We start from the raw sequence: 14,862 nt of genomic DNA, 5'->3' as shown, positions 1-14,862 counted from the left end.
CAACCTGAAGCCTTACACCGTTCAGTGGCGACTTATTAAGGGAAAATGCGACAGATACAAGAAAGCCCCTACGTAATTAGGGGCTGTCAAGGGTTTTCCATTGGTTTTATAGGGTTATTCTGTACGACCATATGCACCCAGATAGGCATTGCTCTGTTTACCAGCTTCCTTGCCTCCGAGGCGAAGGTGCTCGGACAGTTCCCATCTCAAGCGGTGGTGCTCTTTCTTGAGTGAGGTAAGGTCTGAGTAGAGCTGTGCGTTCATCTGCACCAGCTTGGCGATACTCTGGCGAGCACGCTTTATCTCAAGCCATGACTGGCCTGTCTCTTCGATTAAGAGTCTGCATTGCTGTTCAAGCATCTCTTCACGGGAGAAGAAGCAGTCGAAACCCTCATCGTTGGTCAGGTCAGTAGTCATTGGAGGTGGCCTTTGGAAATGCGATTTTTCCAGAGCCTAGCTCGGCACACTGTATGGATCAACAGTGGTTTGACGGACGGCAAGCCGTTGGGCGGGCGAGAAGAAAATTTCCCTCCGGCCTACACAGAGATCTTAACAGCCACCTTGACGTCAAGGCTTGGGACTTCACCACCTGTCGAGTTGTACGATGCGACATGGACTGTAGCGCTTGTCGAAGTTACATCACGGAAACTGACATCGTATAGAACGCCAGTGGTCCCATTCACCACATTTCCAGTAAGCGCGAACGCTTCAGGTAGCGAATACTTGGTTAGGTTAATTACCGTATCACCATAAGTTGGTGGCAGGCTTCCTGTGTCTGCTGGAGCTTTAACGCTTGCAACGAAGGCAGGAATGCCAGCGGCGTTAGAGCCAGACACTACCAAGTTATTGAAGTAGTCCATCTGTGCAGCTTGATCAATGCCAAAGCGGGTTAAAGCGTCATAGAGAACATTGGCGGTTACATTATTTGGAGCTTGAAAAGTCATTTTTAATTTCCTTGTAATTGTAGGTTGTCCTATCGGACAGAGAGTTGTTGGCAGTATGGCCGATCTGCACTCAAACAAAGAGACAATACTCCATCGCTTGCGATAAGGAGTGCTTGAAAGTCAGAGAGATGGAAAGAGTAGTTGGGTAACATAAATTGGTGAATACCAATTACCCAAAGAAAAAGTGTAATGCTCAGTCGTCGACGACTGGGGGTAAACTCTTGAATAGATAACTATTCAGTCATTGGTAGATGCTACCAGTTGGAAGCGGTGTTAATTGTTGTCGTCCCGACAGAGTAGAAGCAAGAGCTTTTAGTTTTGTATGGACACTATTGTATTAGTAGAGGGGTATCAGGTAGGTCTGCAGTGGTGCGAAGATCGTTTGCTTCGCAGACGCAATTCCGGTTGGAGCGTACACCGCGTGTGGACACGCAGTGTTATACAAAAGACAACTTTTGTCAAGGAGTATTTGCTCTCTCAACTCAAGTTGCTCGGATACGCCACCCTCTAAGGAGGCGCTGATTTATTCGATTTTTCGTCCCTGCAACGCTCTGGAGGCCTTGATTTATCTGGGGGCAACAGCTGGGTTTTAGAATAAATCAGCGTCTCCCTAAGTATCCTCTGAAAAAGCACATTTTTTTGGAGAGGAACCGGGCTGGAGCGCCTGTATTTACTGGCTTCGACTTTTGAAGAAAAGGCTTTTTCAGACCTTCCCTAAACAACGCACCAAATGGGACACTAACTCATGGTGCATATAAGGAACATGAGCGCCGTAGTGATCCTCAAGGTATTTGTAGGCAGCTTCATAACGGTCGTACTGATTAAGAATCTGGTTGTACCGTGTTTTCATTTGTGGGGTTCTCCGTCTGGGTTGATACAGATATTGGGGTCAGCCTGCTGTTGGCACAGGATGATAGCGAGCATTCGAGTAGCTTTAGACACTTCGTTAACGGTGCTGAGTACTTTGGCCTGTGACTCAAGGATCTGAGCGTTAGTATTTTTGCGATTTTGTAAAAGTATTGTCTCTACCCTTGTTTCAAAAGCATATTCAGATTTCAGTGTATAGAGTGGGATGAAAAGGGCAAGCGACACAACAACAGCCCTTATTAGATTTTTAATGTATGCCATGGTTATTGGTTTTATCAGTCCTTACATGCGTTCAGCTTGCTGTGATCTGACTTGACCTAAAGCGTCACGAATAGCATCTTTGGCAATGCCTGGAACCTTTAATTGCTGCTCACGCATAGAGTTGTTGATAAAGTCCATCATGTCATTGCGATCCTTCTCAGTCGCACTACCGTTGATAGTGACATTTACGTTCGCACCCTCTACTGTAATAGGAGTATTGATAGTCTGAGTGGTTTGGACGGCTTGATGCATCTGGCTGCTGTCTCCCACTAAACCTTGCATAGAACTCAGCGTGTCAAACAGGGTTGGCATGCGGGATGCCATCGCTTGATAGTTTAGATTCTTGTCACTATGACTATTGAAGGTCTGGGAGCCGAGATTGATATCCGGTAGAACTGGCTCGCCCAGCACAGGCTCCACATTCTTAGGGAGACGCTGATTTATTCTAAAACCCAGCTGTTGCCCCCAGATAAATCAAGGCCTCCAGAGCGTTGCAGGGACGAAAAATCGAATAAATCAGCGGCTCCTTAGCTTTGTCTTTAATACCCAATGCCCAGTTCCAAAACTCTCCGATTGGACCGGTTTGGCGGCGTCTACCTGAGTCAATATTAGAATAGTCTGGTGTTCCCACCATGCTCGTAGACAGTGGCAGGTCTTGGGTGGACATACGATCTTGCATCTGCTCTTGTTCGGTCTTTTTAGTACCGTCAAGGTTAAGGCCGATTGAGAACCTAATCATGGCAGACTGGGCTTTGGTCATAGCGGCGTCGAGGTCACGAAACAGAGCAGCAGCGGGTTGCAATGCAGTGTTCAGCTCTCGGTGAGCTTCGATGTCTTGGCGAACCACACGATGCTGCACCTGTCCTCAATTCTACCAATTCCCCAAGCTGCAGATTTCTTTGCGTTCATGGGCGTGCGGATTTCATGGCTCATGGTGGCGAGAAAGGTGCTTTTCGCGCGGCTGGCGGCGTCCGCCTGCTCCTTGGCCGCCTGCAGTTCTTCAATGAGCTGGCGACGCTCGCTGATATCGATCCAGCCGCCGATAATGCCTTGTACTTCGCCCAGCGAGTCACGAAACGGCAGAATCCAGTGGTAGATGGTCAGCTGACGGTCGCCGATGCGCATCGGCCGGTCAAGGATCAGCGCCGTGTTGCTGGCCATGACCCGCTGATAGTCGGCAGCGTATTCCCGCGCTTCGAAAGCATTGCCCAGTACGCCTTCGGTGGCGCTCTTGCCGATAATGTCTTCACGCCGCGCTGAAAAGGTGGTGAGGTAACTGTCGTTGCACATGCGCAGCAAACCATCGCGATCGCGCACGTAGATCGGGTGGGGCGTGCCGTCGACCAGCGCACTCATGAATTCGAACTGATCGCTTAGCGCTCGCTCGGCGGCTTCGCGCTGGCGGATCTGCTGGCGCATCCAGGCGTTCCAGGCCAGCAGGCCGATCAGCAGCAAGCCGGCACCGATCACAATCTGATAGATCAGGCGCTGATAATCGTGCCATTTGGCGCTGGACGGTGTGTAGGCGCGCCAGCGATTGTTGATTGCAGCCAGGTCCTGAGGCGCGATGCTGGCCAGCGCCTTGTCGAGAATCGAGCTCAGCTCGATCGCGTCGCGTGAGGTTGCCATTGAGATCAGCGCCGGTTCTTCGCCAATGGTGGCGCTCATGTGCAGGCGCTCTTCGAAGATGCCGGACGACAGAAAGTAGTTTGCGCTGAGCAGTGACGTGACCGCTCCTTCGGTCCTGCCCACTGCAAGCATGTCCAGCGCCTGAAACGGGTTGTCTATTTCCAGCGGCACGACCTTGGGGTATTTGCGTCGCAGCCATTCAAGCATCGGGCTGCCCTGGGTAATGGCCAGACGCTTGCCATCCATTTGTTCCAGATAACTCGGTGAGCCCTGGCCTTTGCGAGTGACCAGCACGAATGAATTGTCGATGTAGGGGCGGGTGAAGCTCAGGCGGTCCTCGCGTTCGTCGCTGGAGACCAGCGCACCGATCATGTCCGCCTGGCCCTGACTGACCTGGTTTTGCATGTCGGTCAGGCTCGGCGAGCGCTTGACGTCGAATTTCAGCCCGGTACGCAGGCGCACCAGTTCGAGCAGGTCGGCGGTGATCCCGCGAAAGTTGCCCTTGGCGTCGAAAAAGGTCAGCGGAGCGTAAGCCTCGTTGACCACTACCCGGACAGTGGGGTGCTGGGCGATCCAGCGTTCTTCGCGTTGCGTCAGTTGCAGCTTCTGGTCGGTGAGCATCAGATCGTTGCCGGCACTCCAGCGCCGGGATATGTCGATGCGTTCATCGACCGGAATCGCTTTGAGCGTCTGATTGATGACGTCCAGCAATCGCGTGTTGTCGTCGCGCACGGCAAAACTGAAGCCATTGGCTTCGTGTTTGCCGAAACTGGCCATCTGTACGTTATTCAGATAGCCCTTGTTGATGATGTATTGCGTTGAAATCGTGTCGCCGACAAAGACGTCGGCCTGATTGAAAGCGACCGCGTTGATCGCATTCTGAAAGGACGGGTAGGTCTTGAGATTGGCGCCGGGGTACGTGGCTTCGATATCGGCTGGCGGCAAATAGTGGTAGACCATGCTCAGGCGCATGCCTTTCAGGCCATCGTTCAGCGGACGTGTTTCGCCGATCCGCGTCACCAGCACCGGCTGATCCACCGAATAGGGCTGTGACAGCCGGATATTGCGCTCCCTCACCTCGAAGCCATTGGCGGTGCCCAGCAGATCAATCCTGCCGTCGACCAGTGCTTTGATCGCGGCGTCGCGGTTTTCAAAGCGCTGCACCCTGATCGGCAGGTCCAGAGCACCTGAGATGATGCCAGCGTAATCGGCAGTTATACCCTCGTAATCGTTGCCGGAAATGGTGATGTCGAACGGTGGGTAATCAGGCGTCGACGTACCGAGGATCAGCTCGCGTCGCCCTCGCACCCACTGCCACTGGCCGCTGTCCAGCTTCACGTCCATGTGAGCCGGGCTCGAGCGACCGAGCAGGGTGTAATGGTCGGCCGCCTCGGGGCTGGCCTGGACAGCGCAGGCCAGGCACAGGCTTTTGGCCAGTATTAATAATTGTCTCAAGCGCTTGGACATCCGTTATCTCACACTAGTGTGATGTTTTCGAAATAAGTTACTTATTGCCTGCGGTTTCAAGTGCTTCACGCGCCCGTTGAATTTTGTTCAGAATCTCCTCTCCCTTTGCGTTCCAAACGTATCGGGTCGGCTGAGCATTACGTAACGCCATGAACGCTGTAATGGAGCTCTCCAGCTCGCGAACCGAGGCAAAACTGCCGTCGCGAAGATACACCGTGATGTCTCGAAAGAAGCGTTCAACCATGTTCATCCAAGAGCTGGAGGTCGGCGTGAAATGAATATGAAAACGCGGATGCTTCGCCAGCCAGGCCTTCACTGCGGCATGCTTGTGGGTCGCGTAGTTATCGACGATCAGATGAAGCTGGAGGTGTTTGGGCGTTTCTTTATTGATCTTCTTGAGAAAGGCCAACCACTCTTGATGCCGGTGCTGACGCTCGATGCTGCTGATCAATTTTCCTTGGAGGTAATCCAGTGCGGCGAATAACGTGACCGTGCCATGACGGGTGTAATCATGGGATTTAGTCTGGATATGACCGATGCCCAAAGGCAAACCCGGCTGTGTTCGCTCCAACGCCTGAACCTGGCTTTTCTCATCACAGCACAACACTAAAGCCTTATCCGGTGGGGCCAGATAAAGCCCGATCACATCCCAGAATTTCTCCTCAAACTGCGGATCGTTGGACAACTTGAATGTGCGCGTCAGGTGGGGCTTTAAATCATTGGCAGCCCACAGCTTATGGACGGTGGTCGAGGAAATACCCGCCGCCTTTGCCATGCTCCGACAGCTCCAGCGTGGTTCTCCGATGCGAGGACGGGTGACCTGTTCCAGGACACGGCGAACTGTCTCGGCAGGCAAAGATGACTTGCGTCCACGCCCAGGTTCGTCGACCAGTCCGTCCAGTCGACGAGCCTGGAAACGCTGGCACCAGAGCGTGATCGTTGGGCAGGAAAAGCCCGTCAAACGTGCAATGTTGTCTCGGGTTTCACCTTCGGCAGCCAGCAGGATTATGCGTGCTCGACGACCCTCTCGCTGAGGTATGGTGGCAGAGCGAACGCGTCGTTTGAGTTCGATCGTTTCTTCAAGGCTAAGCGTGATGTCCAGAGCGCTCACGATAAGCTCTCCACGGCTGGGATGACATCTGAAGTGTAGCCGAAAATAACGAAAAGATATTTCGCGAACAGCACACTAGCGCGTTACGTTTTGCCATCTCGATAAGTTCTACCAAGGTTTTGGTTTTCAGTTTTTGCATAAGACGGGTTTTGTAAGTACTCACCGTCTTGTTGCTCAGAAACATGCCCTTGGCTATTTCCTTGTTGGAGCGTCCCTGCGCGAACAACTGCAAGACCATCAATTCGCGATCGTTGACCAACTTGAATAACTCCAGCTCGCTCGGATTTCCATCTTCACGAACGGCACAGGTCAATGCCTGGCTGGGAAAGTAATTGTAGCCGGTTAATACTGCCTTCACCGAACTGAGCAGTTCGCTCAGGTCTTCCTGTTTGCACACGTAGCCAGACGCTCCTGACTGCATGCAGCGAATCGCGAACAGATTGGGGGTCTGCGAGGTCAGCACCAGAATTTTCGAGGGCAGGCCCATGGTGTTGAAGCGGGCCAGCACTTCAAGCCCGTCGAGCTTGGGGATGCTGATGTCGAGGATGATCAGGTCGGGCATGCATTCGCGAACCATTTGCATTGCATCGACACCGTTGTCGGTCTCACCCACCACTTCATAATTTTCGTTCTCCAGCAGCATTCTTACAGCTAGGGAGGCGCTGATTTATTCGATTTTTCGCCCCTGCAACGCTCTGGAGGCCTTGATTTATCTGGGGGCAACAGCTGGGTTTTAGAATAAATCAGCGTCTCCCTAGGGAGTCGCTGATTTATTCGATTTTTCGTCCCGGCAACGCTCTGGAGGCCTTGATTTATCTGGGGGGGCAACAGCTGGGTTTTAGAATAAATCAGTGTCTCCCTAGGAGGGTGTAGACAAAATCATGTAGTGAGTCGGCGCGCGAGTATTCGAGCCTCGGCCAACCAAACCCATGCCTCGCTTACCGCAAAAAGGCGATCATGATGCATGATCAGTCGCCGAGCTCTCTCATTCCAGGCATGAGTTCGCTCCACTACCCATCGCTTGGGCATGACCACAAATCCAGTCTGAACAGGCTCCACGGAAAATAGATCGCCTTGTTCAGAGTGCCATTGCCCTGTTCTTCTGTTATTCGGGCCACGGATCACTTGAACATCGATAGCGTGCAGTTGATGGGTGCGCTGTGCCCATTTTCCTGCGTACGCACTATCAACAAAAAGCGTGCTCAGTGACGGATATTTTTCCTTCGAGTACGCCACCGCATCATCCGCCGCGTCACGATCCTGCACGCTTGCAGCACTGATACTGACAGCCAGCAGCAGGCCCAATGTATCGACAATCAGACTTCGTTTACGCCCCTTCACTTTTTTGCCTGCGTCGTAGCCGCTGTCACCGCCTTGAGGAGAACTGCGGGTCGACTGTGAATCCAGGATCGCTGCTGACGGGCTGTCAGCGCGTTCTTCCCGCTCACGCCATTGAGCTCGCAAGCGATCATGCATTTGCTCGAACTTGCCTTGAGCGCTCCACCGGCGGAACGTTTTGTAGACATTGTCCCAATGAGGAAAATCGCGGGGTAGCATTCGCCATGAGCACCCCGTGCGTACGACATAGCAACAGGCTTCCAGCAACGTGCGCCGAGAGTGAAGCGGTGGCACTCCTCGTCCGCCCTGGCTTTCAAACAGGTCGGCGACCAGTGCCCACTCGGTATCTGTCAAGCAACTCGGATATAGCTGCTCCGGCAGTTGGCGGCGGTGGGTTTCATTGTAGCCATAGGCTTTATTAGGTTCAGGTGACTGAAAACTTCCCTTGGCCCGCTGCTTTACACGCGTAATCCCTGCCATTTTCAACGCTTTTGCAAAGGTGTCGGGATGCGCAGTGATACCGGTTTCGGCGAAGAATACGAGCGCCAATTCGGCCTGGCTGGAATAGGGCTGTGCATGAGCGAGTTTCACCAGCACGGGATAGTGCTCGGCGGCAATCGAGCGAGGACGTCCGGTTTTAGGCATGGCTTGAGGGCTATTCAGACAAGGGAGTGAAAGTTTAATTTATTTTGTCTACACCCTCTAGGGAAACTCTGAAAAAGACTTCCTAATTTGGCAAAATCTCCGGACACCAGTCGCCGAGCTTTTCGATGATGAAACAGATGACCTTCGCCGACGCCGAGTATGCCGGCAAGCGCAAGCAGACCCGTAAGGAATTGTTCCTGATCGAGATGGATCAGGTGGTGCCCTGGAAAGGTTTGATTGCCCTGATTGAGCCCTATTATCCAAAAGGAGAAGGTGGCCGGCCCGCCTACCCACTGATGGCGATGCTGCGTGTTCATCTGATGCAGAACTGGTTCGGCTACAGCGATCCGGCGATGGAAGAAGCGCTGTATGAGACGACCATCCTGCGTCAGTTTTCAGGCCTGAGCCTGGAGCGAATTCCAGACGAAACCACCATTCTCAACTTCCGTCGTCTGCTGGAAAAGCACGAGTTGGCGACCGGGATTCTCGGCGTAATTAATGGTTATCTGGGCGACCGTGGCTTGTCGTTGCGTCAAGGCACCATCGTCGATGCCACGCTGATTCACGCGCCCAGTTCGACCAAGAACAAGGATGGCAAACGCGATCCTGAGATGCATCAAACCAAGAAAGGTAACCAGTACTATTTCGGCGCCAAGGCTCACATCGGCGCCGACGACGAGTCAGGCCTGGTGCACAGCGTGGTAGTAACAGCGGCCAATGTGGCAGACGTCACGCAGGTTGCCAAACTGCTGCACGGCGAGGAAAACGTAGTCTGCGCCGACGCAGGTTACACCGGGGTCGAGAAGCGCGAAGAACACGCTGGGCGCAAGGTCATTTGGCAGATTGCCGCCCGCCGCAGCACTTACAAAAAGCACGGAAAACGCAGTATTTTGTACAAGGCGATCCGCAAAATCGAGAAGGCCAAGGCCCAGGTTCGCGCCAAGGTCGAGCATCCGTTTCGGGTCATCAAACGCCAGTTTGGCTATGAAAAAGTGCGCTTTCGGGGCTTGGCCAAGAACACCGCGCAGATGGTGACGTTGTTCGCCCTGTCAAACCTGTGGATGGCCCGCCGACATTTGTTGGCGAGCGCAGGAGAGGTGCGCGTGTAATGCAGGAAATGGTTACCGCAAAAGGCTTTGCAGCGGCCGAAAGAGCTAAAAAGCGAAGATAATTGAGCAAATTTCGACATGCATCGTTTTTTGAAAAGTGCTGAGGACTCGGTAGCCGGAAAACATCCGGCTACTTCAGACCTTCCCTAGCCGAATAACAGGGTGGTCGTCGATGATAAAAACTGAGTTCATATTTTATTCCATACAAGCAGCGAAGAAAGCGCGCACCTTAGCTCAGATGATCGTGCAGGCACATGAAGAGACTTGGTCGGCAGGCATATATAGGAAAAGTCCTACAGTAATTAACGTATAGGAGTACGTAAACGCCTACGTTGAACCGCGCTGCGTTTAAAACTCAAAGCGTGTTTCTGTATGTATCCGTTGCTGATTCACAACCTGTTTATAACCGTCTGGAATCATCATTCATGTTGAGTGTTGCTTTCCTACAGTGCGGAAAGTGGATTCAGGACCGGGTCGTCCCTTTATCGCCCGGCCTGTAAGCCCCGATCAATCACAATGTCGCTGTGTGCTGCCGAGTCGGGCAGAGGCTGCGGCTTATTCCTGACCGGACAGCGTGTCGAGCAGGCGACTCAGGTCGGGCCCGTGCAGGGGCTTGCTCAGGTAGCCGAGCAGTGGCAGGTTGCGCTTCACGGCGCACTGTTGCAGGTCTTCGAGTTGCGCATCGGGCAAGCCGCTGAGCAAGATGGCGCAGCGCGCCAGACCGTGGCGGAAGGCCTGGCCGATGAGTTCGAAACCGCTCAGGTCGGGCAGGCACTGGTCGCACAGCAAAAGGTCATAGGGCTCGGGGCTGCGCTGCATGGCGGCCAGCGCTTCCGCTGCAGTGAGCGCCGGTGTCAGCAGAAAGTAGCCCTGATTGTTGAGCAAGACCTGGGTGGCGATCAGTTGAAAGGGATGATCCTCGACCAGCAGGATGCGCAGATTGTTTCTGGACATGATTTTTCCGGAAAGGCGTTGGCGATGCCGCTACGCATCGTCAGGCGTCATGCGAACCCGTAAGCATCGCAGGCAGGTGGATGAGTGCCGACAGGGCAGTGAAGTGGCGGGAATTATTGAGGGATGCAAGAAAAGCTGCGATAGGATTCGTCTGACAAACGTGTAGGGCGCATCCGTATTTTCGGGGGTTGCCAGAGGGTCGAGCAAAAGCGACCGAACGCCCGTCGGCAAGCGCGCGGGCGTTCGGGCTGTCGATGAGGACTAGATTTGACCCGAGCGTCCGGTCATTTCTCTGGCCATTTCACTTGCGTAGCTGTCGGTCATTCCAGCGATGAAGTCGATCATGCGCAGAAAAGAGGCGTGCAGCGGCGCTTTGGGGTCGGGCGCGCTGTTGCCCAGCAGGTCGAGAATCCGCCGATGCTTGAACGAGGGGGTTTTACCGCCAAACTGTTCGAGCGCTGCACCGCAGAACGCGTTGAGCAGTATTTCCAGCGTGGTGTAGGCCCCGATTTCATGCAGCGTCTTGCGCTTGTCCTGGAATATTTTCTTGCGAGCCATGTCCTTGGCGCTCAAGACGCAACGTTTGGCGGGCCCGTGCATGTGCTCGACCAGATCACCGGGCAGGGTGCCCGCGAGCAGCGCGTCTTGCTGTTCGACAAATGCCCTCGCGGCGGCGTTGGTCAGGTGCTCGATGGCCTTGCCGCGCAGGATTGCCAGTTTGCGGCGTCGCGAGTCGCCCGGGCCGAGCTGGCGATAGGTTTCCGGCAGATCATCGCCGACCAGCCCGAGCAGCAGTGACTCCACTTCCGCGTAGTCCAGCAGGTCCATCTCCAGACCGTCTTCCAGGTCGATCAGCGCGTAGCAGATATCGTCGGCGGCTTCCATCAGATAAACCAGCGGATGCCGGGCCCAGCGCTCGTCTTCAAGCTGCGGCAGACCGAGCTTGCCAGCGATCTGCTCAAGGATCGGCAATTCGCTCTGATAACAGCCGAACTTGTGCTTTTTGTACCCCAGCGAGTCGGCATGGCGGGCGGTCCACGGGTATTTGAGGTAGGTGCCCAGCGTGGCGTAGGTCAGGCGCGTGCCGCCGTCGAACTGGTGATACTCAAGCTGGGTCAGGACCCGAAAGCCCTGCGCATTGCCTTCGAAATTGAGAAAGTCGTTGCGCTCGGTCTCGCTCATCGCGTCGAGCCAGCCGCGCCCGGCCGCCTGATTGAACCAGTTGCGAATCGCGTCCTCGCCCGAGTGGCCGAACGGCGGGTTGCCGATGTCATGCGCCAGGCAGGCAGATTGCACCACCATGCCCAGGTCGCTGGGGTCGCACCAGTCGGGCAGGGCAGAACGCAGGGTTTCACCCACGCGCATGCCCAGCGAACGGCCGACGCAGCTGACTTCCAGCGAATGGGTCAGGCGCGTGTGAATGTGATCATTGCTGGACACCGGGTGCACCTGAGTCTTGCGACCCAGACGGCGAAAGGCGCCGGAGAAGATGATACGGTCGTGGTCCTTGTGAAACGGACTGCGCCCCAGTTCTTCGGGGCTGTGCAGGGGTTTGCCAAGTCGTTCGCGGTTAAGCAGGGTTTGCCAATCCAAGGCGGTCACTCCGTCGAAAGTCGTTGCCTAGCTTCCCGGTTCGCCACGCCCGCCGCAAGGGCTTGAGGCGGTATACACCGAAACAGGCCACATGAAAAAGCAAATGCCCGCCCCGGAAATCCGGGGCGGGCAAGTACGTTCAGGCTTGATTCACACAGCGCGCCGCAGTAATCAGAGTCTTCTGTTGCGATTCTGAATGGCACGGCTTTGCATGGCCACCTTGATCAGCGGCGTCAGGGTGATGCCCAGTTTCAACAGGCGGCCCAGCAGGCTGGTGCGTCCGGTCTTGGCCCGCTTGCCGCTCAGAAAACCGAGCAGGGCGACCGAGCCCACACCCCAGAGCGGCGCGTGGCGGAAACCCAGCGCGCTTTTCCAGTCGTGCCGAATGCCACGGAAGCGTTGCAGCGGCTGCAACAGTTGCGTGGATTCGTGGCGGATTTCCTGACGGTGCATCTCCATGCGCAGGCGGATCAGTGCCTTGCGCAATTCACGTCGGGTGTTGCTCTGGTGCGACTTGGGTTCACTCATGGCATCAATCGCTCACGGTCATTGGCCAGTTCTTCGAGGGTCGCGTGAAAGGGTGACGACTCATCGAAAATAGCTGACTTCAGGCGCAATCCGCAAAAGATGGCGGCCAGGAAGTAGAACGTACACAGGCCAATGATTCCGGCCAGTCGGTAGCTGTCCCATAGAACGATCAGCAGCAAGGCCGAGAGCCCGGTCAGCAGCAGCAGGCCGAAGACCAGTGCCAGCCCTGCGAACAGCAGCAGGCTGACGGTGCGTGCTTTCTGCTCCTGCAACTCGATGCCGAACAGTTCCACATGGGTGTGCAGCAGGCCAAGGAAAGCAGCGCCGAGGCGCCGCGGTGAAGAGCCCGGAGTCCCCTCGGGCGGTGCTGATTCCGTTCCAAGAGTCATGATGTTAGCGCCTTGTAGCCAGCAGACCGATCAGAAAGCCGACGCCTGCGGCGATGCCGACCGACTGCCATGGGTTGTTTTGTACGTAGTCTTCTGTCGCGATCACTGCCGCTTCACCGCGCTCGCGCAACGAGTCTTCGGTGGTTTTCAGGGTTTCCTTGGCACGCAACAGGCTTTCGCGAATCTGGCCACGCAGTTCATCGGCTTGCTCACCAGCCAGCGACGCGGTGTGCGCCAGCAGTTTTTCGGTGTCGGCAACCAGGGTCTGGAAGTCTGCTCTCAGGATTTCCTGAGCATTCTGTGCGGTTTGACTGGCCATGATTTTCTCCGTTTAGGTGGCGTATGGATGGTTCGAGTGCAGGCGATTCCTGAAGGTTCACTTCGATTGGCGCATCGTGTTTCATCAGGCAGCCTGCTGCCGCTGCACCTTACTCCAAAACCGCCCGTCAGGAAAAACCGGCAGTGAAGGAAGATTTGAGGGTTCCGTATTTCTCGCCTTTGGCTATGCTCCACACGCGTCACCCTGTACAAGGGCATAAAAGCGCGCCGGGCGCGGCAATAACAGGGTTTTGAAAATACCGAGAGGATGGAGAAAGGCATGGAGCGGCTGTATTCCCTGCAAGGGCTCAGGGGCGTTGCAGTCCTTGGCGTGGTGCTGTTTCACATGATGTCGGTAGAGAGCAAGTTTTCCGGTGGCGATATCCTGTTGCCGCCGTGGCTCGATTTTTTTCAGTTGGGTGTCGACCTGTTCTTCGTCATCAGCGGGTTCGTGATGGTGATTGTCAGCCGCGGTCGCTTTCAGAGCGGTGTAGAAGCACAACGTTTTCTGTTCAACCGGCTGTCGCGCATCTACCCGACATACTGGCTGTACTTCTTCATCACCCTGGCGGTTTATCTGGTGCAGCCAGGGATGGTCAACAGCGGGCATGGTTCGTCCAACCTGCTCATGTCGTTCCTGTTGCTGCCCAACGACAAGGTGCTGTTGGTGATGGTGGCATGGTCGCTGCTGTTCGAATTGTGGTTCTACGTGGTGTTCTGCGCCTTGCTGCTGTTGCGCGAACGCCTCTTGCCGCTGCTGCTGGGCAGTTGGGCGCTGATCATCATGGTCTTCAACGCGCTGGCGGACTGGCAGGACTATTCGTCCGCGCTGAAAATCATCCTGCACCCTTACTCACTGGAATTCATCATCGGCGCAGCGCTGGCGCTGTTCTTTTATGGTCATCACAGCGCGCGCTTGCTGACGGCCGCGGTGTACGCCTTGTTGGGCGTGGCTTTGCTGCCGGGCATGGCGCTGATCGGGCACTACCGGCTGTATGACAGCCAGGGCTTGTCGCGCATGTTACTGGTGGGCGGCACATTCGGCTTGCTGGTGCTGACCCTGGCCTTGCTGGAGCGCCGCAAGCGGCTTTCGGTGCCGAGCTTTCTGGTGGTCGTGGGTGATATGTCCTACACCGTCTATCTGTCTCACCTGCTTGTACTCGGCGTGATCGGCCGGGTCTGGAGTCTGGTGGGCGCGTGGCCGCAAAGTTATCTGGATAATCTGTTGTTCGCCCTGCTGATGATGGCGGCAGCGATCTGCTACGGCTGGGTCGGTTATCGCGGCTTCGAGAAACCTGTACTGGACCGCGCCAACGCCTTCAGCAAGCGACATTTCAGGACGCATTCGACTAAAGAAGCAGCCTAGCCCGGCACCTCGACGTTGCCCGGCACCCGGCCTAGAATGATTCCCGGTCAGACGTATTTATTGCGAGGATGCACGCATGCCACCCGAATGCCAGCTGTTCGGAACCCCGGGGTGCCACCTGTGCGAGGTTGCCGAGTCGGTATTGCTGCCGCTGGCGATTGAGCACGGTTTGATGGTTGAGCTGATAGATATCAGCGAAGATGAACAGCTGTTCGAGCGCTACGAGCTGTGCATCCCGGTATTGCGTCGCATCGATACCGGAGAAGAGCTGGAGTGGCCGTTCGACGAGCCGCAGGTGGTGTCGTTCCTGAGCCGTTGATTCCATCCTTGCACTGCATTTTTC

The 14,862-nt window shown here is 55.2% G+C and carries 15 protein-coding genes and 2 pseudogenes; 3 read left to right on the top strand and 14 right to left on the bottom strand.

The features are described from left to right. Positions 1-114: 114 nt before the first annotated feature. The 9 genes and pseudogenes from BLT55_RS11120 to BLT55_RS11080 all read right to left on the bottom strand — a co-directional run bounded on the left by BLT55_RS11120 (position 115) and on the right by BLT55_RS11080 (position 8,262). Positions 115-417, bottom strand: a complete 303-nt coding sequence (locus BLT55_RS11120) for a hypothetical protein (RefSeq protein WP_054999589.1) — start codon at positions 415-417, stop codon at positions 115-117. Positions 418-536: 119 nt separating this feature from the next. Next, positions 537-944: a hypothetical protein gene (locus tag BLT55_RS11115; protein ID WP_054999588.1), complete on the bottom strand. Its 408-nt coding sequence runs from the start codon at positions 942-944 to the stop codon at positions 537-539. A gap of 846 nt (positions 945-1,790) precedes the next feature. Next, the gene (locus BLT55_RS11110; protein WP_055001861.1) at positions 1,791-2,072 is read right to left on the bottom strand and encodes a hypothetical protein; all 282 of its coding nucleotides are present in this window, start codon (positions 2,070-2,072) and stop codon (positions 1,791-1,793) included. A gap of 21 nt (positions 2,073-2,093) precedes the next feature. Next, a complete protein-coding gene (locus BLT55_RS33450; protein ID WP_074800398.1) occupies positions 2,094-2,483 on the bottom strand; it encodes a hypothetical protein in 390 nt (129 codons plus the stop codon). Between the two features lie 34 nt (positions 2,484-2,517). Beyond that, the gene (locus BLT55_RS33445; protein WP_167359957.1) at positions 2,518-2,832 is read right to left on the bottom strand and encodes a hypothetical protein; all 315 of its coding nucleotides are present in this window, start codon (positions 2,830-2,832) and stop codon (positions 2,518-2,520) included. A 140-nt stretch (positions 2,833-2,972) separates the two neighbouring features. Then, positions 2,973-5,168: pseudogene (locus tag BLT55_RS11095) on the bottom strand (transporter substrate-binding domain-containing protein); the annotation flags it as partial. 37 nt (positions 5,169-5,205) lie between these two features. Continuing rightward, positions 5,206-6,279 (bottom strand): IS630 family transposase, encoded by a 1,074-nt coding sequence (locus BLT55_RS11090; protein ID WP_004663932.1) that lies wholly within the window; start codon positions 6,277-6,279, stop codon positions 5,206-5,208. A 73-nt stretch (positions 6,280-6,352) separates the two neighbouring features. Further along, positions 6,353-6,922: pseudogene (locus BLT55_RS11085) on the bottom strand (response regulator); the annotation flags it as partial. Between the two features lie 236 nt (positions 6,923-7,158). Then, a complete protein-coding gene (locus tag BLT55_RS11080) occupies positions 7,159-8,262 on the bottom strand; it encodes an IS5-like element ISPsy19 family transposase (protein WP_004663854.1) in 1,104 nt (367 codons plus the stop codon). A 128-nt stretch (positions 8,263-8,390) separates the two neighbouring features. Between BLT55_RS11080 and BLT55_RS11075 the strand changes: the two genes are divergently transcribed. Then, entirely contained in the window at positions 8,391-9,371 is a 981-nt protein-coding gene (locus BLT55_RS11075) for an IS5-like element ISPsy2 family transposase (protein ID WP_054078085.1), read from the top strand. Between the two features lie 555 nt (positions 9,372-9,926). Here BLT55_RS11075 and BLT55_RS11070 read toward each other — a convergent pair. The 5 genes from BLT55_RS11070 to BLT55_RS11050 form a co-directional block, all read right to left on the bottom strand. Next, entirely contained in the window at positions 9,927-10,325 is a 399-nt protein-coding gene (locus BLT55_RS11070; RefSeq protein WP_055001813.1) for a response regulator, read from the bottom strand. Between the two features lie 261 nt (positions 10,326-10,586). Further along, positions 10,587-11,918, bottom strand: a complete 1,332-nt coding sequence (locus BLT55_RS11065) for a deoxyguanosinetriphosphate triphosphohydrolase (protein ID WP_007249900.1) — start codon at positions 11,916-11,918, stop codon at positions 10,587-10,589. A gap of 171 nt (positions 11,919-12,089) precedes the next feature. Continuing rightward, positions 12,090-12,446, bottom strand: coding sequence for a hypothetical protein (locus BLT55_RS11060; RefSeq protein ID WP_002553116.1), 357 nt, complete (start codon positions 12,444-12,446; stop codon positions 12,090-12,092). Further along, positions 12,443-12,835: a phage holin family protein gene (locus tag BLT55_RS11055; protein WP_024644896.1), complete on the bottom strand. Its 393-nt coding sequence runs from the start codon at positions 12,833-12,835 to the stop codon at positions 12,443-12,445. Before BLT55_RS11055 ends, BLT55_RS11060 begins: the two co-directional genes overlap by 4 nt. Before the next feature lie 4 nt (positions 12,836-12,839). Next, positions 12,840-13,154 (bottom strand): ElaB/YgaM/YqjD family protein, encoded by a 315-nt coding sequence (locus BLT55_RS11050; protein ID WP_007249898.1) that lies wholly within the window; start codon positions 13,152-13,154, stop codon positions 12,840-12,842. Between the two features lie 279 nt (positions 13,155-13,433). Here BLT55_RS11050 and BLT55_RS11045 point away from each other — a divergent pair, with 279 nt between their 5' ends. Then, a complete protein-coding gene (locus BLT55_RS11045) occupies positions 13,434-14,519 on the top strand; it encodes an acyltransferase family protein (protein ID WP_055001812.1) in 1,086 nt (361 codons plus the stop codon). A 76-nt stretch (positions 14,520-14,595) separates the two neighbouring features. Further along, positions 14,596-14,838 carry a glutaredoxin family protein gene (locus BLT55_RS11040; RefSeq protein WP_055001811.1) on the top strand — a complete coding sequence of 81 codons (243 nt, stop codon included), beginning with the start codon at positions 14,596-14,598 and terminating at the stop codon, positions 14,836-14,838. Positions 14,839-14,862: the final 24 nt, after the last annotated feature.

This window comes from Pseudomonas cannabina (assembly GCF_900100365.1).
GTDB classification, from domain to species: domain Bacteria; phylum Pseudomonadota; class Gammaproteobacteria; order Pseudomonadales; family Pseudomonadaceae; genus Aquipseudomonas; species Aquipseudomonas cannabina.
The sequence above is the reverse complement of the archived record's forward strand: the minus strand, read 5'-3'. Positions and strand labels throughout refer to the sequence as shown.